Source organism: Vibrio sp. S17_S38, from assembly GCF_014694375.1.
In the GTDB taxonomy this organism is placed as follows: Bacteria; Pseudomonadota; Gammaproteobacteria; order Enterobacterales; family Vibrionaceae; genus Vibrio.
On record NZ_JAAUWW010000006.1, the window covers coordinates 22,355 to 41,578 of the forward strand.

The following is a 19,224-nucleotide window of genomic DNA, read 5'->3' on the forward strand; positions in this document are numbered from 1 at the left end:
TATGACGTCAGATCGATGTATGAGGTAACGGAAAATTGAGGCTATGATAACACAGCCCCAAATGGGTAAGAAAGTTAAGAAAACGCACGGATAATCGCAGATAACCCACTAGCTGAACAAAGTATTAATGTAAAAATCCGGATCCACTGTTTGGATACATATTTCACCACTATTTGAGCCGCAACATACCCCAGCCACCCCATTGGTAATAATGGCAGCGTCATGATGAAATGTTGCCAAGTAAGGTAGCCAATGAAGTATAGTGCAATCAAAGACATAGTAGAGCTAAATACAAAGAACGCCGCGAGGTTACCGCGTAACGATGAGGCATCTTGATGTTGTAAAATTAATGCCATTGGTGGGCCACCAATGCTAGAGCTCGTTCCCATGAAACCAGAAAAGAACCCAGCAATAGCCATACGATTAGGTGTAGGTTCAAAACGTACAGGCAACAAGCTAATCAATACTGCCACTAACACCATACCACCAAGCCATAATGATAAAATAGAACTCGATACATATAGAAGTAAAATACCGCCTGCAATCGACCCTGGGATTCTTCCATAAATAGCCATTTTCAGGCCACCAATCGCAATATTATCCCTATACTTATAAGCATTAAAAAGTGAGTTAAATAACGCTACCATAACGATTGGAGCCGGGACATATTCAGGTGAAACAATAAATAGCAAAGGCGCGGCCACGACAGCCAAGCCGAACCCAATGGCACTTTGTACGAAGGAACCTAAAAAAATTAGCCCCATCGCCATCAATACTGTGTGATTGAACTCAAACATAGATACTCAAAATGTCGTATAGAAAAGGCCATGATAAACCAGAGTAAAAAGCATATACATCTTTACGCTTAAATAAATATCAGAAGAAATAGAATGAAAACCATTTCTACACTTGAATTTCATCGTTAAAAAAATGACTATGGTTGTAATTAAATCGTTTAATAGAAGGCATTTATGATCCAATCCCTTAAAAGCTTATTAAGTCAGCTAACGGAAGGCGCTGAAAATGCCTCTAACACGGCAGGCACTCCTGATCTGGCTATTGCTGCATTACTTTGCCAAGTATCTCAAGCGGACCATTCTATCGACCCACAAGAGCAAATAGCTCAAACGAATATGTTGATGAAATTAGTCAATATTACAGAAAATGAAGCACAAGAGTTACTAAGCCAAGCGAATATCCGATCTGAAAACTCAGCGTCTGTGTACGAATTTACTGATCAATTGAGAGAATTAGAACAAACAGAACGTTTTGAATTAATTCAAGCCATGTGGAACGTCGCCTATGCCGATGGCTATCTTGATCCAATCGAAGAAGCCGTGATCCGCAAAGTCGCTGAACTGCTTTATGTCGACCATAATGAGTTTATTCGAGCCAAATTGTCGGTTGTAGAGAAATAAATCAATTTCTGTAAGTAACCGTACACGTAGCAACAAAATAATCTTGCGCGTAATGCAGTCGTTAGTTTTCGTATTCAATCAAAAGAGGTAGTATTACGACATTGATACAATTGAATATCTAGGACAACTAATGAGCAGCCAACATGCTCCAACCTTTTTCTTTTTTGATTAAGAGACATGGAAAGTAAGAGATTGTTTTACATGGAAAATGAATGAACGAAAAGTTAACTCGGACGCAAATTGGACGCAAAAAAGAGGCCTATTACAGGCCCCTTTAAATTTACTTTTTAATTTTATCTAGAAGACTAGCTGCAATGAGATCTAACACTGGTACTTCTGGCCTTTGCTTGTCGCGAATAAGGTCAGCAAGTCCAAGAGCCGCCTCCCCTGCTTCCTGCATAGTAACCAGCAACTCTTCAATCTCTTCGTAAGCCACATCTAACTCATTTTTCATAAATAAAACCTGTAATAACGATAGTCTAAAGATTACGAGCAAAAACAGTAGGATCATACGATTCACGTATGATCAAGTTTGATTAGAAATGAAAATTTCATATAGACATCTACTAACTGCCATTCAGCAGGTAGATCTGTTTTGTATTTAATCCACAAAAAAATGTCTGGATTACTTATCTTTAGTGATAGCAGTTTTCTCCAATGAAAAAAACTGCCCTCTGTAGAAGAGGAATTAGAATATAATTATGGTATTAACTTTAAAGCTATACCATACATACCTATCGTTGTAGTACAGAAATCATATTTATGTACTTATGAACCACTTCGCAATGAAACGGTTAAGTCTTAGATTAATTAAGCTTATTAGGCTTGAGTGTTTTTATTCTGTTTTGCTCAAATATACAGCTCTTAGCTGCAGTCACAATAATTTCAAACCAAATGAATAAAATCAACCGTTACGCGTCACGAAAAGTTAAACAGATCAAAAATACGTGATAGCAATCACTCTGGTGGTGGTGACTAAGGCGACCGAAAAATTTTTACAGCGCGTGGGTCGCCCTCGTTTGCAGGTTTATCATCCCCAGAAGAACCTAAAATCTAGCTCTACTTCTTCACATCTATATAAAATGCCGTTAGCGAACGATCTTCAGCAAAGAATCTAAAATAATCATCTTGGGTATCCTGTTGTCCAACAAAAGCAAAATGGCATTCTGTCTTCATCTCTTTCCCCACTATTAGATTAAAAACATCATTATAGCGCTTTAAGAACTTGGTTTTTGTCTGGGCAGGCCAATCCGACATATTAATATCAACATAATATGGACGCTTATTTTTATTATTTTCCCATAACCCGCTAGTCAATTGAATACTCAGAATATCGCCCTTCGGTTCAGCTTTTTTCCATGACATCTTTCCATGATAGATTTTTATATTATCACCTTGGATTCTATATTGCTGGTTACCAAAAGGGTTTCTAATACACAAAAATACCTCATCATATGTAGAACCAGAAATGTCTTCAAATGATAAAGGTCTATCCCTATCGAATGGAAAATCAAAATATTCATTCACTATACTTTTAAAAGAAGAAGTAGCATATGTTGCTTTGGTCTTACGACTACTAGTTAGATCTTTATTCCCACCATCTCTGCGGCTTGATGCATTATTTTCAGTAGAAGAACCGCCCTTCATCGATTGTGATTCAACCTTGGGTTTTCTCTTTTTAAAACAATTAGGGTAGGAATGAGGAAAACCTTCACCTTCCAAGGATAACCTCTCTTTCTTGCCTTTTTTCCTAGCTTTAGCATATTCTTCACCTCCACAATCAATATGATGTGGCTTATCAGGAAAGTGCCGGAAATGTGCCTTTCTAACATTTATAGATCTATCAAATGAAGCTGCAAATAAGCCAATTTCACAATCATCACAGCAAAAATCTATACCCTTAGGATCATCTAACAAGTATAAATCTTCAGCTGTAATAATCACTTCCGTGCCAACAACTCTAGCCTCATCTACACTCATGCATCTACCTTTCATTTAAAATAACTGATACCCAAACTCTACCCCACCCGTACGTTCTATCATAACTTTTCGTCTCAAATATCCTTTATGAGTCAAAGTTTTAAGCAGCGTACTAGCAAACGAAGTCGAAACATCACAGCGGTTGGCTATTTCAACCGCTGTCACTTGTTCCCCTAAATTAATCGACTGCAGCACTCTCAGCTGTGTTTTACTTAATCGCACGTAATTCACTTGATGAGGCAATAACCTCGCCACAGCCGACAAACGAGCGTCTATCGGCGTATTTTTCGTTAAATTTTGCATACCTAAAATCATCCGCTTTGATTTATTTTGAAATGAGGGTTAGAACTTGATCTGATAGGTCATTGAAAGGATCGAGGTGGAACATTGAGGGCGGTCAACGGGCGGTTCACCAGTGAATTTTCAGCCATTCATGGTAGGTTTCAATCGCCTGTTTCTTCTGTAATTCCATATGAGTATGAATATAAGCCTGATCGAGTTTATCCCTTGCATGGTTTAACAAAGCCTCACACACTATGTAATCAACGCCAATATCGAGCCAAATAGAACGGGCACGCTTACGAAGATCATGAGCAGACCACAAACCTTGCGCCACTTCTTGAACCCACTGGCTCGCTAATGAAGCATAAACCGCTTTATTTCCCTTTTTCGATACAGGAAATACCCAATCACCAACGTATCCTGACTCAACTTGCCACGCTTGATAAGAATGCAGTTGCTCAACCATCCAAGCAGATAACGGGTACACCATCTCTTCCCCATTCTTCGTCTCCGATTTAGGGATCGTCCACCGCTTCATCATAAAACTAATATCACTCCACTTAGCCTTACGGGTTTCGCCAATACGAGAACCGTGCCCTAATATCATCATGATCAACATACGAACAGGAAACCGCGCTTGCTTCGTCATCTGCAAAATACCGGGCAACTGGTCTGCATTCACACGACACCCCTTCAACTGTGCTCTCGTCAGTGAAAAGTTATCATTAAAAAAGCTTTTAAAGCGCACATCCGCGATCACATTCAACGTAATATGTTTTAACTTATGCGCCGTATTAAAAGCCGTTTTAAGTAGATTAAAAATAGCGCGAACATACGCCACCGAATATCCTTGAGCAAACATAGGCTTAATCAAATCCGCATCAATCAACGCATGGTCTACCTTCATCACAGATACACCATGAAACATCCCAATCAAATGCCTGTCAGCCATACTTCTTAAATTATTCAAACGCTCACGGCTTGATAGCTTACTAGAACTCTCACGCTTCACATGCCAATCAATTAACTGATCAACCGTTTCAAACTTACTGCACTCAACCGCATCACCTTTCTCAATCGTTATCGTCGCCGCGCTCACCAAACTCATTACATCTTTTGCCTGAGTGGTTGGGTATTGCCCTATACGAACCTTCATTTCACTGCCATTTTTATAACGACGAAGCCACCAAGTACCGCCAGTTCGGTTTGAGTTAAAACGTAAATACAAAGAACAGCGAGCATCTTTCAACTCAGACACACGCCTATCATCAATATGCTTACGGATCTGAGCCTCAGACATACGAACCGTCACCGTCGAATTAAAAAACACATTTTGATTCAGTCGAATTGCTTGCATTGCATCACTCCATCACTAACGTAGCGGTTAAACTCATACGACTAGCCTGCAAGCCAGAACCCGAAAAACTCGCCCGATCAATACTGTAATTACCACGGATCACCGCATCAAAAGACGCATCCAAAATCAACACACCTTCAGCAAACGCATTCGGATCAATTGGCGCTTCTACGCTAATCTTTCGCCCTTCACGGTTAATTTTTCGTAATTCTGCCGCACATGCTTGAATCGCATCTTGTTTCGTATTCTTGTCCTTTGCCAATCGTTTAAACGGCTCAGAACCTTTTTCAACCTCCAAGCGTTGTCCGTTCACCGTCGTTGAATAAAACGCCTTCACACCATTAAACTCATTACTGCCATCAAGTGATCCACTCACATTCACAAACGAAGCATTGCTAGGACTGTTATCTTTAGGAAGTGACAGCGTAATGGTTTCAATCTCTGCACCACTGGCAGACTTAGCCTGTCCTTTCGGCACAAACACAAACTTATCCCCCACAGGTTTCGCCACCGCATCATAATCTTTCGCCAATCGATTCAAAAAAGCCGAGGTACTTTCCTCAGTGCGATCGGTATGCTCGATTTGAATATTTTGTAATGCAGGATGCACAAAAATCTCAAAGCCGGTTGGCGTAGCCTCTTGTACTATTTGATTTAGCGAACATTGGTCCCAACTAGACGATTTACGAGCACGAAACTCTTTATCTTTCACGGAAAGCGGTGCTGCCGTCATCACAATCGTGATCTCCTTTGGGTATACCGAAAACTTTCGTTGTGAAATAGAAAAACGGCCACGTTCGACATTACCCAAGTACACCAGGTAAAACTCCCCCTTGGGTGGTAAACCGCCAACATCATCAGAAGAAAGAGTAATGGTTAACGAATCGCCCTTTACCCCTTCCGAATCTTCCAAATTGAACGACTTCAACCGCGCCATCATCAAATCACTATTTTTACCTTGTAAACGAATATTCATTACACTCTCGCTTTTCAATATCTAAATCCATTAATCCCATGAACGAGTGACCGTTTTAACATCATCTGTCGCCACAGGAACAGGCACAAAAACAATGGTCGTTTGCAAAAAAAAATCCCCACGAACGTGAGGATTCAATTCATAAAAAGAGGCAGTGAGTAAATCATCATCCTGCCCCGTCTGTTTAAAGAGAAAGTCTAAAATCAACTCTCCTTCTTGTGCTTCAACTTTCGCCACGGAATTCCTCCAAACTCAGGTCTAGGTTCGTCACCATCGACTTACCGTTATTCACAAAATACGAACGCTTTTCACTAATGGATTTAATCGTCCAACGGCCAAAGTTACGCCCTTGGCCATCACTCATTTGCTGTGGAACATCAATCATCTTGCGCAGCTCATCCACATTATTAAACGCCGTATCTCGAAACCACTTAGCCGAAATAGAAATAGAATCTAATGGCCGCCCGACCTTTTCAGATCGAGCAGAACCAATCAAACCCACCTCAGACCAAGTACCAGAGCTTTGCCGATTCATACTAGTGATCGGCGTTTCATTACCAACCGAAAACACCTTATCGCCAATCGCAATATGCCGCATACCCAACTCCTCATTAATGATCGACTAACTTCTATCAATACCGGCATAACTAAACTGAGTCGTCATCGTATTGCCGCCAGTTAAGTAGGCGTACTGGTCATTCATTTGATTGATAGCCTCGGCTGCGACTGCTTTAGCATCTTGGCCAGGCAAAGCATTTACCGTAATATTTGGTGCAAAATGTACTGGCTTTAAGCGTTCTTCTTTCTCAGCTTGAACCTTAGCGATCTTCTCTGCAGTCACATCAGGCGAATCTAGCTTATTACCAAACCAACCACCCAGAGCTTCACCGCCCATACCTCCAACGACTGAACCAATAATGCCACCAATAGCAGTACCAATAATGGGAACTACCGAACCAATCGCCGCACCTGCAGCCGCACCTGCCATCGAACCACCTAAACTGCCAGCATTAGAACCCACATCTTTCATATTGCCTGCTTGAACCGCATCGGCAATACCAACAAGGTTCATTGCCATACCAATAGGCCGTAGCACTTTGGCTAACCCTACCTTTCCGGCATTCATCGCTAAATCACCACCAATATCAATGGCATCAGCCGCTAATGAAGGCATCGGCGCAACGGCAATGCCACCGCCAACCAGACTCATTAACCCGGTTTTCAAACCGCGCGAACCACGCATACGGGATAACCCAGAACGCAGTTTCCCACCTATACCACGAGAGCGAGACGAACGACGACGGCTAGATTTTCCACCATAACTACCGCCATTTCGACTTGCTCGCCCAAGATTTTCACTCATTACTGTATTAAGTCGGCTCCACTGTTTCGCGGTATAAGCCGCAATATTGCCGCTTTCTTTAGTCTCACGGTTTAAGCCTTTACGGAATAAGCGCGTTTTATCAACCGAATTACCAAAAACCAGTGATGCCGCTTTACCTGCTAAAAGTGCCCCTTTAATTCCGATAACTGCAGCTGTACCTAGGGTTAAGACAGATGTTAATCCTTTATTCGCTTCGGCCAACCCTGTAACCCAATCAACGAGTTCACCTAATGGCTTTAATACCCAATTTAAAGCAGGTAATAACGAGTCACCAATAACCATGCTCAAGTTGGCTAGTTTATTCGTGAACCGGCTAACATTGTTTTCAGTTGTCGCTAGCTTGGTTTGATACTCCTTATTAATCGAATCTGCATTCGCTTGCTGCCCTTTATTCGCTAACTCTAACGCCTCTGTATAATTCTTTGTGTTGCCAGCCAACGCAGCAACCGCACCTTTTACTTCTTCACCGAATATCTGAGAAATCAAAGCACTTTGCTTTTCTAATGGCGCAGCTTTAATCGCATCCAAGACTTTGATTAATGAACCCGAAGCATCACGTTGCATATCAAAAGCAAGCTGATCCGCACCAAAACCAATTTGTGCCAACGCATTTTGCTGTATTTTGGAACCTGCCGATCCCATTGTTAATCGGCCTGATATATTTTTTACTGCCGTTGCTGCTCGTTCACGCTCTAAACCAGCTGCGAGTAATGAGGCCGAAAGCGCAGCTGCTTCATTAATTTTGAAACCACCCGATTGAGCTGTTGCTCCTTGTCGCGCCATAACATCAGCAATATCAGCAGCTGTAGCATTCATATTGTTATCAAGTAAGTTTGCTAGACCAGCTAAGTTCATCGCACCCTTTTGATCTAATCCCATAGAAGCTTTAAACGTTGCTAGTGTTTTCCCTGCATCTCCGGCATCCATATCAAAAGCAACTGCCATTTTAGCTGTGTCTTTTACATAGGACTTCAGCTCATCAAAATCTTGAATCCCACTACGGCCACCTGCCGCCAACATCGCATTAATTTCTTCTGCACTCATCGGAGTTTCGGTTGATTGCTTTCGTGACCACGACTTCAAAGCAGAAGCCTGCTCCGGTGACATATTCACAACTTTACTTACATCAGCAAACGAACTTTCATTTTTCATTGCCATGTAAGCCGCGCCACCCAGAGGAGCCGCCGCCATAGCTAAACTGGTCGCTTGACCACCAATCACACTCAATTTCGCATTACGGTTATCAATACGAGATTGAATCGAGTTCATCTCTTTTAAGCGTGCATTCTGTTTCGCAATAGAAGCATTGCTTTGATCGGTTTGACGCTCTAAACGCTTTTGCTCATCACCAAGGTTGTGTGTACTGATCCCTGCTTCGCGAAGGTTTCGTTTTAAGCTGACAAGACTCCGTCTATGTGTAATTTGCTGATTTTCAAATTTTTCAACTTCTTTTCGAGCACCGTTATGAGCTGCTCTAAACTCATCTACTTTTTGCCGACTTTCAATCAACTCATCTTGAACTGACTTCATTCTCTGTTCTGAAGTAGCCAGCTTTTTATTCAACTCATTAAGACCATCTGCACTCGTATTTTTCAATTGCTTATTAAGTGAGTTAACCTCTCTTTGAGCTTTACGTTGCTCTAAATTTAAATCAGATGTTTTTTTTCTTTGTTCTTCGAGTTGAGCGCCTAACTCTTGATAGTTTGCTTTTGCTTTATTTAATCGTAATGCCGATTTATCAAGGCTTTTATTTACCCGATTATAGCTTTCAACATTAGATAATTGTTTTTGAACTGATTTAACAGCGTCGCCTTGCTCCTGCAGTGACTTCGTTAAACGCTCAGTTGCCGAAGTAGTAGAAAGAATATCTTTCGTGCCTTTGGTCACCGTTTCGAGCGAGAAAACAATCTTTTCATTTTGGCTCATATTATCGACCGCCTTGCTTTACACCTAACTTATCTAAAATCATCTGGTACCGACGCAACGCCGCATCTTGAAGCCACTTGCGGATCTCATTTTCTGAGGTATTACGATGCATCGGGATTAAATCAATTAGGCTCTGAACGTCATCGGGCGAAAGTAATCCCCCGATTGTAGAAAAAAATCACCGACTCTCGGCTTCAAAGTTAAGTAGTCATTGATTGAAAGTAATGCCATGTCTTGATGCTCTAAACCACACACAACTTTGAACATGTAATCTTCACGTTCCTGGTCATCGGTGATCTCAGCGAGCAATTCAGAAGAGGCAACATTCGGCACAGAAAAGCGGATGGTTTTAATCTCTTCACTCACTTCATTGGTGAAGGGAAATAGCAATTCAAACGACCAGTCTTTCACTTCTAATGGCGTGCCTTTTAACTCATCTGCAGGCGTTAAAATATAAGTTTGAGCCTCAGAGGCTAACGTATTGAAATCAGGCGCACTCAATGAATTAAATTCCGATTCGGTAATATCAGTACAGGCTTGAATGAGTGCCTTACGTTGTTGAAATGCTTGCTTGGCAGAAAGCTCTACAACATTAATGTGTGGCAACTCGCGAAACTGTTTCACTGAAATGGTATTGATGGTCATTTCGTTGCTTTCATTGCGCTTAAAGAATGGCAATTTGATTACTTTGCTCATGGTGTTTCCTATTAAAAAATTAAAATGGCAGGCATAAAAAAGCGCCCTTACTTCCGAAGAAATAAGAGCGCGAATAGGTATTGAACGGGGTTACATATCCGTCTGGTCAAACCCACCAATAGTAGTTTTGCCAGTGCGGGTATCGATATCGTAGTTCAGCACACCGTTGTCGATTTCTTTGAACGCTTTGGCGGTACCTTCAATCGTACACACAGGCTTTTCGCCCATCTTCACTGTGTCTTGCTTAATCGATTTAATGATCCCACCCATGGTGTAATTCACCACATAAGGCACACCATCTTGGTTTTTGCCACGTTCAGTGACGTTCACCATGGCATCGCCAGAAAGGAACTTACCGAGCACCGGCATTAACATGTAACGCTCAGCTTGAACTTTAAGCGACCAGGTTAATGCCTCGTAACCCACGATATCTTCGGAGGCGACAAACTGCCCTTCGTTGGTATCGGTTTTGGCGTTCACTTCTGGTGGGGTAAATTCCACAATCTCATTGGCCAACGGAACGCCGCCAACCAATGAACTCAATCGTAGTCGAATTCGTTTAGCCATTGACTGTCTCCTCTAGCCAAGCTTCAATCATGCCGTCATTCACCGACAGCTCGTAAACCATGTGTTCGTTCGGGCTATAACGGCCATAATCCACACACAAATACCAACGACCGGATTTATAGTTCTCCAGGTTGTTTTTATCTGGGTGCAAATAAGCGTTAAAATTAGGCACAACACCATCAGCAACCAATGATTGGCCCCACATGTTCAAGCTATCGACCACTTGATTCATAAAGTCTTCCGTTAAGTTCTCGCCCATGTACGGCTGAGAGGTTTCTTCCAACTTACGCGCCAGTAAATCTTCTAGGCCAACATGCGAGATAAAACGGCCAGTGTTGGTACGGTTGCCAATAATCGAATAACCGCCCATACGAGTGTGAGCAATCGTCGCCACGCCATACTTGTTCAAAAAGTTGGCTTGCGTGGTGGCATCATTGATTTTGTAGCTCACATTGCGCGAGGTGTATAAACAGCTCACACCTTGGTTTTGTGGGGATTCATAACCTTCAACCGACGCCATCGCTGCAATCATCGCAATTGAGGCAGGCATGGTGATCTCAAGCCCATCGTATTTAGTGATAAACCAAGGGTCGATAATCGTTAGTTTATCTTCGCCCGTGCCTTCACTGCCAAAGCTTGATGCAAATTCCGCTGCTTCCATGTCATTAGTGTTTGGACCATCTAAAACCGGACGACTACGAATATCACGACCAACAGCGGCAAGTGCTTGACCAATTGATACAGAACTAAAGCCCGGACAACCGAAAATCGTGGGCGTTTCCGGGCAACCTTTAATCGCTTTAATTCCGGTTAATGCGCCCGTATCCGCATCCACATCACCAATCACATTGGTTTCCGTTTCGTTTTCATCTGCGCCTTCTTCCACAACGATAACGTAAACCGGACAGCTTACTTTCTCGTACAAGTAGCGATATAGATAAGGCAAAGTACCTTGACGATCGCCCACACTATCAAGCATCAACATGCCATTGGTGTAGTTAAATAAACGAGTTGGCTCATTAAGTGGTAACAACGAATCATCACGATCCGGTGCGGTACCCACAATACAAACAATTTGATCGGCCAATGGCCCCATCGACGGTGGCGGCTCAATAGTATCGACTTCTGCACCGTTCAGTACGAAATCATTAATCGGTGTTAGCTCAGCCATTCTTCACCTCTTTCTTAGTTTGGGTTGTTGTAACCTTTGCGGCAGTGGTTACACGGGGGCCAATCTTGCCAGAACGCAATAAGAACGTCGTTTGGCGTGGCGCAAGTTTGATCGTTTTATCTTCCACTTTCCACCAACGACCGCTATGTCGAAATGGCTTCAAGATCGGATAGTCATAAACGACAAGTGGAGCTCGTTTAGTCATAAATCACCTGTTTGGTTAGGCTTGTTAATAAGGTTGGTGTGGAATATGGACACAAAAAAGCCAGCGCTTGGCTGGCTTATAATGTAAACATCAAGATTATTCCTTGAACGAGGATATCGTTAGGTTGTTTTTTTATTTTTTAATATATATTTTAGTTTTTTATTATTCTCAACAAAGTGATAACAAAAACAAGCCATACATAGATTTATCAAACCAAGTATACTCCAAGCTTGCCAAGTTGGTATATGTGCCAAAAGGTAGTTATATTTATCTACAAACATAAGTATCGGAAGTTGCATTAGATAAAATGAAAAACTAATCTTCCCCAAATAAACGAAAATTTTTGTTATTATATTCATGCTAAAACGGATTTCAGCTAAGAAATAAACAATGTAGGCTGAACCCAATACAGTCACATAGTTATTCTTCATCCATCCTTGGTTATCGCTAGGTGATATGAGAACCAAACCCAAAATAGCCAATAAAAATAAAGTATTTTTAAAACACTTTATTCTACCACCTGATGTGAATATCACACCTAGCCCAACACCTATAACAAACTCCGGCAAACGATGAATTGGGCTAACATAATATCGAGGAAAGTCGGCACTATTTGTCAACAACAAAGATATTGGAATAATAAAGGAAGTTATTATATATGCTATAAAAATGTAAACTACAGGTTTCTTCTTAATAAAAGGTAAAACAAAAGGAAACACAAGATAGAAAAACATTTCAGTAGATATAGACCAAGAACCTCCAAAATTCCAAAAACTAAATGTTGATGGTAACCATGATTGAGTGGAGGTAATAAAAAGCCATATAAATGTCACTACTTTAAATAGGTCATATTCAAGAATGAAAGGTATTGTAATTAACCCCATAAACAAATAAGCAGGGTATATTCTAACAATCCTTGACATGTAATAATTTTCTTTAATCCCATCACGTGAAGCCCAAGCTAGAACAAAACCGGACAGAATAAAAAAAAAAGGTCATCCCTATCGCGCCATTTTTTATAATATCACTTAAAAATAGAGGCGCATTGGTGGGATATCTTAAATTACAATGGAATAAAAACACATAAAATGCAGCAACAAACCTAAAGATTGTTAAACCATAAAGCTCTTTACTTTTAGCTGTTTCCATAACTTTTTCTACTCAATTTTTTGCCCCAGATAGTACCTGAATAAAACCAACAATGTAATTGTTTTAACCTATGTAAAACTTGTCACTTTTTCTGAGGCCACGGGTTTTCAGAGCGAATTTTTAAATACAATGCTTTGGCTTGTTCTTCATAATCTTGTGCCTTTGCTTCGTCTTCTACTTTCCTCTCTTCACTGCAAAGCATTCTAATCATGGCGGCTTCATTGCGTAGTGCATCCACATTCAAGTAAAGCGAACGACGTGTGGCATCGACTTGCAGCACTTGCGCTTCGTATTGCGCCTGGTCGTTGGTTACCCATGTTTCATCCATCCATTCGTCATATTGGCTTGATGGTTTTAGTAACGTGTAATCATCAGTCACAAGAGACTCATCATCGAACTCTTTTGTTTCTTGAGTTTCTTTGTTGTAAGCCGTCACTTGGATTTTCTTGTCTTTAACCACCCAACCACACGATTCACCCGACCAATAAGGCACATTGTCGTATTGGTCACGAAATGAATAGTATTGTTTTTCTGCATCAAGCGCGGCATTAGGCAATGGTTTATCAGTGACTAATGGTCGTTGCAAATCGCTATTGATTTCACGAACTGGCGCACCTGTTTTAATATCAAATTGAATCATTAGAATACTCCTTTAGGTAGCCAAATGTATGGATCGAAAAATGTACCCATTGAATCGGTAAAAGTGTCGGTACGTGCGACTCGTGATGCATCGAACGTTCTCTTAATTTCAATGTTATCCCTAAGAGAGTTGGTTCTAGGATCTATTATTGGATCACCTGTATTCTCGTCTAAATAAACCCCGGTTGGGACCATGTATGCTGTCGTGTGGTCTGGTGCAATCCGATATGAACCAGTAATATTCTGCAAATGGTCTTCTTTACTCTCACCTGCATTTCCATAAACACCTGCCGATTTAACGTGCATAGTTATTGTTGCATTTGGTGTTGTGAAGAAATCAGCACCATCGTTACCGTACCCCCAATAGCCTGAGTATGTATTCTCCCCTGCCATTATTGATGCTGCTTTGGTGGCTTCATCAATAAAGTTATCGGCTTGGCTTATGATTTCGTAAGCAGTTTGATAATCGGCCACGTAAAGCTTTTGGCCTACCTCGGGTACAATTAAGTCATCATCTTGCGCGCGGCCTACGATTGTTTCGTGGACGGGTTTGCCTAGCATAGCGCGGAGGAATTGGGCGGTTAGTAGGTATTGAGAATGAGGATCTTCCTCAGTCACATGACCTTCAATCCCTGCTTTTACTGCATTATCCACATCTTCCAAATCTGCATACACAGTTGAAGGATTAACATTTATCTCAACCACCTCTGAGTTCTTCGTGATGATATCGACAGCGTAACGAACTGATTCAGTAGCCCCTTCATCTTCAGTGAGAATTTTATCTCCTTTAGAGCGAGCGTAGCCGTAAAGTACGCCTGAATCTGTTTTTAACCCAATCCCCCAAACATTAAAGCCGCCCTGCTCAACCAGAATTGAACCTTTGAACGTTAAGGTTTGTTCATCATCGCTGATCGTCGTGGAACACGGAACGGTCAGCACAGGGTTAATCACTTCGGTTAGATTTTCTGGGTTTTCTTCATCAGCAAGATAACTACCATCAAACACCATTTCAGTGAATTTTAATGTAGTACCAAATTGCTTGGCATTGTTCTCTGCAGCAATACCAGACTTGGTTAAATAACAGCGTAAATCGGCCATATATAAACTCATTTAATTAAATTAATTGAACACCTGCTCAGCGGCAGAAACACGAATTACTTTCTCACTCTGCACAAAGCCAAATTTAGGATTTGAACCATAATAAACCGGAGGAACAGGCACACCTGCAAACACATGAATGAATTTAGCGGTTTGCACAATAGCCGCTTTTGTCTCCGTACCATTGCTGGAACGAGAAAGCGTTAACGCTATGCTGTCACGTTCCGATTTATACGATGTTAAGCGCGCATTCATCCGCTGTGAGGTTTCAGCGGTCAGTGGCCTATCGGATAACTTGCCATCAACGACCACCGAATAAGGTTGCTCGCCTTTAGTCACAACGGAATCTATACCAAGCGGCAACAAAGCATTACGCAAGCCATATCGCGTGCCTGCCTTGCGGTGAATATCAAACGCCTTATCTGCCGTTTCTCTCCGTTGTTGATCGTCATCACTCGGTTGCCAATCAAGCACACCGCGCTCGCCAGCCAACAGCGAAACAAACTCATCTTGGGTATAAAGGGGTTGTTTTAAATCTGGGTAAAGTTGCTCAACGTTGGTTAGCATGTCATGCCAGGCGAATTCCAATGCCTCTTCAATCACAGTACGGTTTTCAGGTTGAGCGGAAATAAATGATTTATCCGTTAGCTCTAACATCGATCACAATCTCCTCACAATACGGTGCCTCATCCCAATTGCACACCACATCGGCCACGGGTAAAGAAAGTTCAACACGGCTATAACCCAAGTCATACAGCACATGGCCCAACTCTAAGCGATCAATACGCCCTTCTAACTTTTGCTGAGAATCAACAAAGGCTTGAACGGCTACCACGGCATATTCTTGGCTTACATCGTTATTCGGGTCGCCATCGGTGTAGCACACCGCTTCAATGGTATAAGGTTTTGGTGTTACCGATTTCACAGTAATGTCGTCAGACTCTTGTGCAATATCATCACGATTCAAATATTTCGACACACGCTCTAACAGCTCACTACTTGCAGTACCATCGGCGCTTTCACGGCTTAATATGGCCACTTCCACTTTTCCCGTATTAGGCTCAAGCATTCGGGCAGCGGCATCTTTCACTGGAACAGGTTGCGCTTCGGTTGGGAATTCAAAACGCATGGTGACTGCCGTTTCTTCCGATTCAATCGTAATGTAAGGGCGAGCATCCAAGGTTAAGGCGTGAAATTTATAACCTTGACGAGTTCCGGAGGTGTGGAACTGATACGGCGCTAAATCGAAACGTCTCAACAAATCTTCATTGCTTTCCATTTTTGCTTCAACGGGTGGAAATACTGAATCATCGGCAGGATTGATAACTTGACGAGTTAAGCCGTATTGCATCGCTAGCAGATCAACCATATCGCTTTCGGTCACGAACTTGCGGAACATCTGCAGTGCCCAATAGTTTTGCTCTCGCAACATGGCTTGATGCTTAATAATGAATGAGGCGGTCACTTGAGAAAGCAATTCCGCGTCATTGCTGAACGCCTGTTCTAAACTGGCAGCTTTATCGCTATCGGTTTGTGCAACGTAATCGACCGCTGCCTGCTTAAATTCAGCAAACAGATCTTCAAAATTAGGAATGGTAAAGGCTTGAGGTACTGACATAATGCTTCTCGTGTTATTCGCTTTATTCTCGTTTGACTCATAGCTCAGCAGTAAGAACAAGCGGCTCACCCTTCCAATCACCGGAAATGGACACTAGAAAACCATTTGCTTGCGTCGTTACTGTGCAGGTTTTAGCGGTAAATTCTGTCAGACCATTAACGTCTAGCGCTACCGCTTCTAAGCTGAGGTTTTGAATGATTAACGCTTCATCTGGAGACTGATTCTTGCCTAGTCGCTCAATGGCTCGATTGCCAAAACCACGGCGTTTAATTCGGCTCGTCACTTGAGTGGTTAACACCCGTTCAAAACGGCGTTGAAGCAACCTTGAATCGTTAAGCTCAAAGCCGGAATGAGGATCAATGCCAATCATATGAACTCCTTATTGAGGCTTACCAACTGGACGCCCTTCGGCATCAATATGAATATGAAACTTCACAGAAATACCATCCACTGTCACATCACCATCGGTAATGTTCATACCTCCGCTAAAGGTTGGCATAGAACCAGATCCGCCAGGTGTCACCGCAAAGGCACCAGAATGATTAAACCCGCCAGTGCTCACAATGTTGCCGGTATTAATCAGGTCACCGGTTCGGTTGGTGTTACCTGTAAGTTCAGCATTACCGACATGAGTAATATCTGCCGTAATGTTATAGCCACCGGGATAAATGGCGGTGAGCGAACCTGCATCCAAATCATAGGTTTCAGTCATGCCATTGCCGTAATCTGTCATAACAACGTTTTCATCGGTAGACGGACAAGGAAACTGATCCGACGGCAAACCCATCAAGGCCACCGCATTGTTTAAGTTATCGCCACTGCCAATGTTTAACAGTAAACACTGCTCGCCTACACTTGGCCGTCGATAATGCGATACTCGCCCAGCCGCTAACACAAAGAATGGAACCTTAGTGGCAAAGTTCTTACCTGTTTTGACGTTAACCGTCTTGGCACTGGTTGCTTCCACGACACCAAGACGAATAATATTTGAAGCGGCACGGCGGTTTTCTTCCATTTCTTCCGCCAGTTTCAGCATTTCTTCTTCAAGCGAATGAATCCGCTCAAACAGATTTTTCATTATCGGATTCGGGTACATTCAAATCACCTTCGCCTAACTCCATAAAGTCTTCTTCAACTTCACCCATATAAATACGCTGTTGAATGGTGACCGTTCGTAGGAATACACCCATCTTCGGATCGAACTTACGAGGCTGATTAGACAGTAAACGTGTTTCTTCTGCTTGCTGACCAATCTCTAAAAACTCATCAACAAATTCACGCTCAATACGAGTTGAGGCATCCAAGGCTTCCAAATCAAAATTAGGTACTGCCAACGGCACATAGACTAAAAACCGCAGCTCAACCTCATGCAGCTTGCGGCCATCATTACCGCGTTGGTTTAACACATTGGAATCACCGACTTGATAACAAAAATACGTGTGCTTTGGCTCTTTTGCTTCACGCACATAAGCGGATTCAAGTTCGATGTTTAAACGTTGCTCCAGCACCGATACAACGTGCTGCACCCAATCGCTAGGTTTTCGAAAGAAGGCGTTTGAACTCGACATGAAAATATTCTCTAAATCGGTTATTGATTTCAGGGGTATAGCTACCAATGATCTCTTCGGCTTGATCAGAAATATCCAACTTCACCATTTCAATCTCACTGCGCTGCTTACCCGTTCTTCGCCACACTAAAAGCTCATCGCTATCCATAGGTGAAATAAACGCTTTCTCAAAAAAGTGCTCACCCACTTGCACACCACCGGCTTTTTGCTGTGGCTTGCCTAATCGATGTACCGCAACATCATTCACACCAATCCAAAGCCTTGTCATGTGACCAGACTTATAAACGCGGAAACGGGTTTTCATGGATTTAGTATCAATGCGGAGCTCATAACCAAGCTCTGCCATCGTAGCCGTGCGCAACCAATTGTTGGTTTTGGTTAATGCTTTGCGAGCAGCTTGAGAAAGGTACTTAGGAAATTGAGAGAAGGTTTGCACAAAATCAGTATCAATCTCCATCTGGGTATTCAGACCAGCCATTTTGCACCGCCGCTGAGTGAGGATTCATAAGATATTCGCGGATAATCTGGCTATTGCTTCGGCTCGATTTCCCGTTTTGCTGCATGGATAACGACAACTCATACAAGGTGCCGTCATGCATTAAGGTGGATTTAGGTGGTAAATGAGCGTCAGTATAGAAAGTAAAAACCTTAGTGGTATCTTCTTCCATACACTTCACATAGCCTTCCACCGTTACTTCTCCGTCAACCGTCTGAATTAACGTTGGGTCACCAAAGTTAGCGAGAATGGCTTGCTTTAAATTGTTTCGGGCTTGGGTGAAATAGCTCATCTAACCACCTTTTAATTACGCTGCTGGTTCTTCTGGCGCGACTATTTCGCCAGTCAGTAACACACCACCATCAATAAACACACCAACAGCATTTTTCACACCATCGGCAGGCTGTGTTTTAGTGAAGCTTTTATCGGTTGCATCAAAGTACGCGTATTCGCCTGCAAAGGTCGGCACATCACCTTCTTTAATTGGACCGTCAAATAAACCGGTCCAACGTGCGGTACCCGCTTCACCTTCGGCAAGGTTGTAATTTGGTACAATAACCAACTGACCATATTGCACCGGCACATCTTTTTTCAGGCCACCGACAGGGCCAATAATCGCAATTTTAATACCTTCTGCTAAATGCATAATGATTCTCTCTTTAAATAATATTTAATATCGTTTTACAAAGTAATT

25 protein-coding genes are annotated in these 19,224 nt (G+C 42.2%); 1 reads left to right on the forward strand and 24 read right to left on the reverse strand.

Going from position 1 to position 19,224, the window contains the following annotated elements; all coding sequences use genetic code 11:
- Positions 1 to 74 precede the first annotated feature (74 nt).
- Positions 75 to 797, reverse strand: coding sequence for a sulfite exporter TauE/SafE family protein (locus tag HC725_RS06185; protein ID WP_446751353.1), 723 nt, complete (start codon positions 795 to 797; stop codon positions 75 to 77).
- A gap of 174 nt (positions 798 to 971) precedes the next feature.
- On the opposite strand from HC725_RS06185, the gene HC725_RS06190 reads away from it, so the two are divergent.
- Positions 972 to 1,418 carry a tellurite resistance TerB family protein gene (locus HC725_RS06190; RefSeq protein WP_190330954.1) on the forward strand — a complete coding sequence of 149 codons (447 nt, stop codon included), beginning with the start codon at positions 972 to 974 and terminating at the stop codon, positions 1,416 to 1,418.
- 280 nt (positions 1,419 to 1,698) lie between these two features.
- Here the strand turns inward: HC725_RS06190 and HC725_RS06195 are convergent, their stop codons facing one another.
- The 23 genes from HC725_RS06195 to HC725_RS06305 all read right to left on the reverse strand — a co-directional run bounded on the left by HC725_RS06195 (position 1,699) and on the right by HC725_RS06305 (position 19,176).
- Positions 1,699 to 1,872, reverse strand: a complete 174-nt coding sequence (locus HC725_RS06195; RefSeq protein ID WP_190330955.1) for a hypothetical protein — start codon at positions 1,870 to 1,872, stop codon at positions 1,699 to 1,701.
- A 605-nt stretch (positions 1,873 to 2,477) separates the two neighbouring features.
- On the reverse strand, positions 2,478 to 3,398 hold the full coding sequence (locus HC725_RS06200) for a hypothetical protein (RefSeq protein WP_190330957.1): 921 nt from the start codon (positions 3,396 to 3,398) through the stop codon (positions 2,478 to 2,480).
- Between the two features lie 15 nt (positions 3,399 to 3,413).
- On the reverse strand, positions 3,414 to 3,701 hold the full coding sequence (locus HC725_RS06205) for a MarR family transcriptional regulator (protein WP_190330959.1): 288 nt from the start codon (positions 3,699 to 3,701) through the stop codon (positions 3,414 to 3,416).
- Positions 3,702 to 3,807: 106 nt separating this feature from the next.
- Complete coding sequence (locus HC725_RS06210) at positions 3,808 to 5,037, reverse strand: tyrosine-type recombinase/integrase (protein ID WP_190330961.1); 1,230 nt, start codon at positions 5,035 to 5,037, stop codon at positions 3,808 to 3,810.
- Between the two features lie 4 nt (positions 5,038 to 5,041).
- Positions 5,042 to 6,013, reverse strand: coding sequence for a hypothetical protein (locus tag HC725_RS06215; protein WP_190330963.1), 972 nt, complete (start codon positions 6,011 to 6,013; stop codon positions 5,042 to 5,044).
- Positions 6,014 to 6,043: 30 nt separating this feature from the next.
- Entirely contained in the window at positions 6,044 to 6,250 is a 207-nt protein-coding gene (locus HC725_RS06220) for a hypothetical protein (protein ID WP_190330965.1), read from the reverse strand.
- The gene (locus HC725_RS06225) at positions 6,237 to 6,611 is read right to left on the reverse strand and encodes a phage tail protein (RefSeq protein ID WP_190330966.1); all 375 of its coding nucleotides are present in this window, start codon (positions 6,609 to 6,611) and stop codon (positions 6,237 to 6,239) included. The genes HC725_RS06220 and HC725_RS06225 overlap by 14 nt, the downstream gene beginning before the upstream one ends.
- Positions 6,612 to 6,635: 24 nt before the next feature.
- Complete coding sequence (locus HC725_RS06230; protein ID WP_190330967.1) at positions 6,636 to 9,323, reverse strand: phage tail tape measure protein; 2,688 nt, start codon at positions 9,321 to 9,323, stop codon at positions 6,636 to 6,638.
- 126 nt (positions 9,324 to 9,449) lie between these two features.
- Positions 9,450 to 10,019, reverse strand: coding sequence for a phage tail assembly protein (locus tag HC725_RS06235; protein ID WP_190330968.1), 570 nt, complete (start codon positions 10,017 to 10,019; stop codon positions 9,450 to 9,452).
- A gap of 90 nt (positions 10,020 to 10,109) precedes the next feature.
- Positions 10,110 to 10,586 carry a phage major tail tube protein gene (locus tag HC725_RS06240; RefSeq protein WP_190330969.1) on the reverse strand — a complete coding sequence of 159 codons (477 nt, stop codon included), beginning with the start codon at positions 10,584 to 10,586 and terminating at the stop codon, positions 10,110 to 10,112.
- Entirely contained in the window at positions 10,579 to 11,757 is a 1,179-nt protein-coding gene (locus HC725_RS06245; RefSeq protein WP_190330970.1) for a phage tail protein, read from the reverse strand. The genes HC725_RS06240 and HC725_RS06245 overlap by 8 nt, the downstream gene beginning before the upstream one ends.
- On the reverse strand, positions 11,750 to 11,962 hold the full coding sequence (locus tag HC725_RS06250; RefSeq protein ID WP_190330971.1) for a hypothetical protein: 213 nt from the start codon (positions 11,960 to 11,962) through the stop codon (positions 11,750 to 11,752). The genes HC725_RS06245 and HC725_RS06250 overlap by 8 nt, the downstream gene beginning before the upstream one ends.
- A 119-nt stretch (positions 11,963 to 12,081) precedes the next feature.
- Entirely contained in the window at positions 12,082 to 12,945 is an 864-nt protein-coding gene (locus tag HC725_RS06255) for an acyltransferase family protein (protein WP_342365930.1), read from the reverse strand.
- Between the two features lie 248 nt (positions 12,946 to 13,193).
- Positions 13,194 to 13,751, reverse strand: a complete 558-nt coding sequence (locus HC725_RS06260) for a hypothetical protein (RefSeq protein ID WP_190330972.1) — start codon at positions 13,749 to 13,751, stop codon at positions 13,194 to 13,196.
- Entirely contained in the window at positions 13,751 to 14,848 is a 1,098-nt protein-coding gene (locus HC725_RS06265) for a phage tail-collar fiber domain-containing protein (protein ID WP_190330973.1), read from the reverse strand. The genes HC725_RS06260 and HC725_RS06265 overlap by 1 nt, the downstream gene beginning before the upstream one ends.
- 21 nt (positions 14,849 to 14,869) lie before the next feature.
- Complete coding sequence (locus HC725_RS06270; RefSeq protein ID WP_190330974.1) at positions 14,870 to 15,505, reverse strand: phage tail protein; 636 nt, start codon at positions 15,503 to 15,505, stop codon at positions 14,870 to 14,872.
- Positions 15,486 to 16,466, reverse strand: a complete 981-nt coding sequence (locus tag HC725_RS06275) for a baseplate J/gp47 family protein (RefSeq protein ID WP_194687883.1) — start codon at positions 16,464 to 16,466, stop codon at positions 15,486 to 15,488. The genes HC725_RS06270 and HC725_RS06275 overlap by 20 nt, the downstream gene beginning before the upstream one ends.
- 37 nt (positions 16,467 to 16,503) lie before the next feature.
- Positions 16,504 to 16,836: a phage baseplate protein gene (locus tag HC725_RS06280; RefSeq protein ID WP_190330975.1), complete on the reverse strand. Its 333-nt coding sequence runs from the start codon at positions 16,834 to 16,836 to the stop codon at positions 16,504 to 16,506.
- Between the two features lie 9 nt (positions 16,837 to 16,845).
- Positions 16,846 to 17,562: a phage baseplate assembly protein V gene (locus tag HC725_RS06285; protein ID WP_238928448.1), complete on the reverse strand. Its 717-nt coding sequence runs from the start codon at positions 17,560 to 17,562 to the stop codon at positions 16,846 to 16,848.
- A complete protein-coding gene (locus tag HC725_RS06290) occupies positions 17,528 to 18,034 on the reverse strand; it encodes a hypothetical protein (RefSeq protein ID WP_238928449.1) in 507 nt (168 codons plus the stop codon). The genes HC725_RS06285 and HC725_RS06290 overlap by 35 nt, the downstream gene beginning before the upstream one ends.
- A complete protein-coding gene (locus HC725_RS06295; RefSeq protein ID WP_190330976.1) occupies positions 18,000 to 18,512 on the reverse strand; it encodes a phage tail protein in 513 nt (170 codons plus the stop codon). Before HC725_RS06295 ends, HC725_RS06290 begins: the two co-directional genes overlap by 35 nt.
- Entirely contained in the window at positions 18,481 to 18,822 is a 342-nt protein-coding gene (locus HC725_RS06300) for a hypothetical protein (protein ID WP_190330977.1), read from the reverse strand. The genes HC725_RS06295 and HC725_RS06300 overlap by 32 nt, the downstream gene beginning before the upstream one ends.
- Before the next feature lie 15 nt (positions 18,823 to 18,837).
- A complete protein-coding gene (locus tag HC725_RS06305) occupies positions 18,838 to 19,176 on the reverse strand; it encodes a capsid cement protein (RefSeq protein ID WP_190330978.1) in 339 nt (112 codons plus the stop codon).
- Between the last annotated feature and the right edge of the window lie 48 nt (positions 19,177 to 19,224).

Excerpts from the sequence above, each read along its gene's own strand:
- HC725_RS06245 (WP_190330970.1), bottom strand. The coding sequence starts at position 11,757 with ATGGCTGAGCTAACACCGATTAATGATTTCGTACTGAACGGTGCAGAA.
- HC725_RS06250 (WP_190330971.1), bottom strand. The coding sequence starts at position 11,962 with ATGACTAAACGAGCTCCACTTGTCGTTTATGACTATCCGATCTTGAAG.
- HC725_RS06235 (WP_190330968.1), bottom strand. The coding sequence starts at position 10,019 with ATGAGCAAAGTAATCAAATTGCCATTCTTTAAGCGCAATGAAAGCAAC.
- HC725_RS06190 (WP_190330954.1), top strand. The coding sequence starts at position 972 with ATGATCCAATCCCTTAAAAGCTTATTAAGTCAGCTAACGGAAGGCGCT.
- HC725_RS06210 (WP_190330961.1), bottom strand. The coding sequence starts at position 5,037 with ATGCAAGCAATTCGACTGAATCAAAATGTGTTTTTTAATTCGACGGTG.
- HC725_RS06270 (WP_190330974.1), bottom strand. The coding sequence starts at position 15,505 with ATGTTAGAGCTAACGGATAAATCATTTATTTCCGCTCAACCTGAAAAC.
- HC725_RS06265 (WP_190330973.1), bottom strand. The coding sequence starts at position 14,848 with ATGGCCGATTTACGCTGTTATTTAACCAAGTCTGGTATTGCTGCAGAG.
- HC725_RS06280 (WP_190330975.1), bottom strand. The coding sequence starts at position 16,836 with ATGATTGGCATTGATCCTCATTCCGGCTTTGAGCTTAACGATTCAAGG.
- HC725_RS06225 (WP_190330966.1), bottom strand. The coding sequence starts at position 6,611 with ATGCGGCATATTGCGATTGGCGATAAGGTGTTTTCGGTTGGTAATGAA.
- HC725_RS06230 (WP_190330967.1), bottom strand. The coding sequence starts at position 9,323 with ATGAGCCAAAATGAAAAGATTGTTTTCTCGCTCGAAACGGTGACCAAA.
- HC725_RS06275 (WP_194687883.1), bottom strand. The coding sequence starts at position 16,466 with ATGTCAGTACCTCAAGCCTTTACCATTCCTAATTTTGAAGATCTGTTT.
- HC725_RS06195 (WP_190330955.1), bottom strand. The coding sequence starts at position 1,872 with ATGAAAAATGAGTTAGATGTGGCTTACGAAGAGATTGAAGAGTTGCTG.
- HC725_RS06185 (WP_446751353.1), bottom strand. The coding sequence starts at position 797 with ATGTTTGAGTTCAATCACACAGTATTGATGGCGATGGGGCTAATTTTT.
- HC725_RS06200 (WP_190330957.1), bottom strand. The coding sequence starts at position 3,398 with ATGAGTGTAGATGAGGCTAGAGTTGTTGGCACGGAAGTGATTATTACA.
- HC725_RS06295 (WP_190330976.1), bottom strand. The coding sequence starts at position 18,512 with ATGGCTGGTCTGAATACCCAGATGGAGATTGATACTGATTTTGTGCAA.
- HC725_RS06305 (WP_190330978.1), bottom strand. The coding sequence starts at position 19,176 with ATGCATTTAGCAGAAGGTATTAAAATTGCGATTATTGGCCCTGTCGGT.
- HC725_RS06290 (WP_238928449.1), bottom strand. The coding sequence starts at position 18,034 with ATGTCGAGTTCAAACGCCTTCTTTCGAAAACCTAGCGATTGGGTGCAG.
- HC725_RS06285 (WP_238928448.1), bottom strand. The coding sequence starts at position 17,562 with ATGTACCCGAATCCGATAATGAAAAATCTGTTTGAGCGGATTCATTCG.
- HC725_RS06300 (WP_190330977.1), bottom strand. The coding sequence starts at position 18,822 with ATGAGCTATTTCACCCAAGCCCGAAACAATTTAAAGCAAGCCATTCTC.
- HC725_RS06260 (WP_190330972.1), bottom strand. The coding sequence starts at position 13,751 with ATGATTCAATTTGATATTAAAACAGGTGCGCCAGTTCGTGAAATCAAT.
- HC725_RS06205 (WP_190330959.1), bottom strand. The coding sequence starts at position 3,701 with ATGCAAAATTTAACGAAAAATACGCCGATAGACGCTCGTTTGTCGGCT.
- HC725_RS06240 (WP_190330969.1), bottom strand. The coding sequence starts at position 10,586 with ATGGCTAAACGAATTCGACTACGATTGAGTTCATTGGTTGGCGGCGTT.
- HC725_RS06215 (WP_190330963.1), bottom strand. The coding sequence starts at position 6,013 with ATGAATATTCGTTTACAAGGTAAAAATAGTGATTTGATGATGGCGCGG.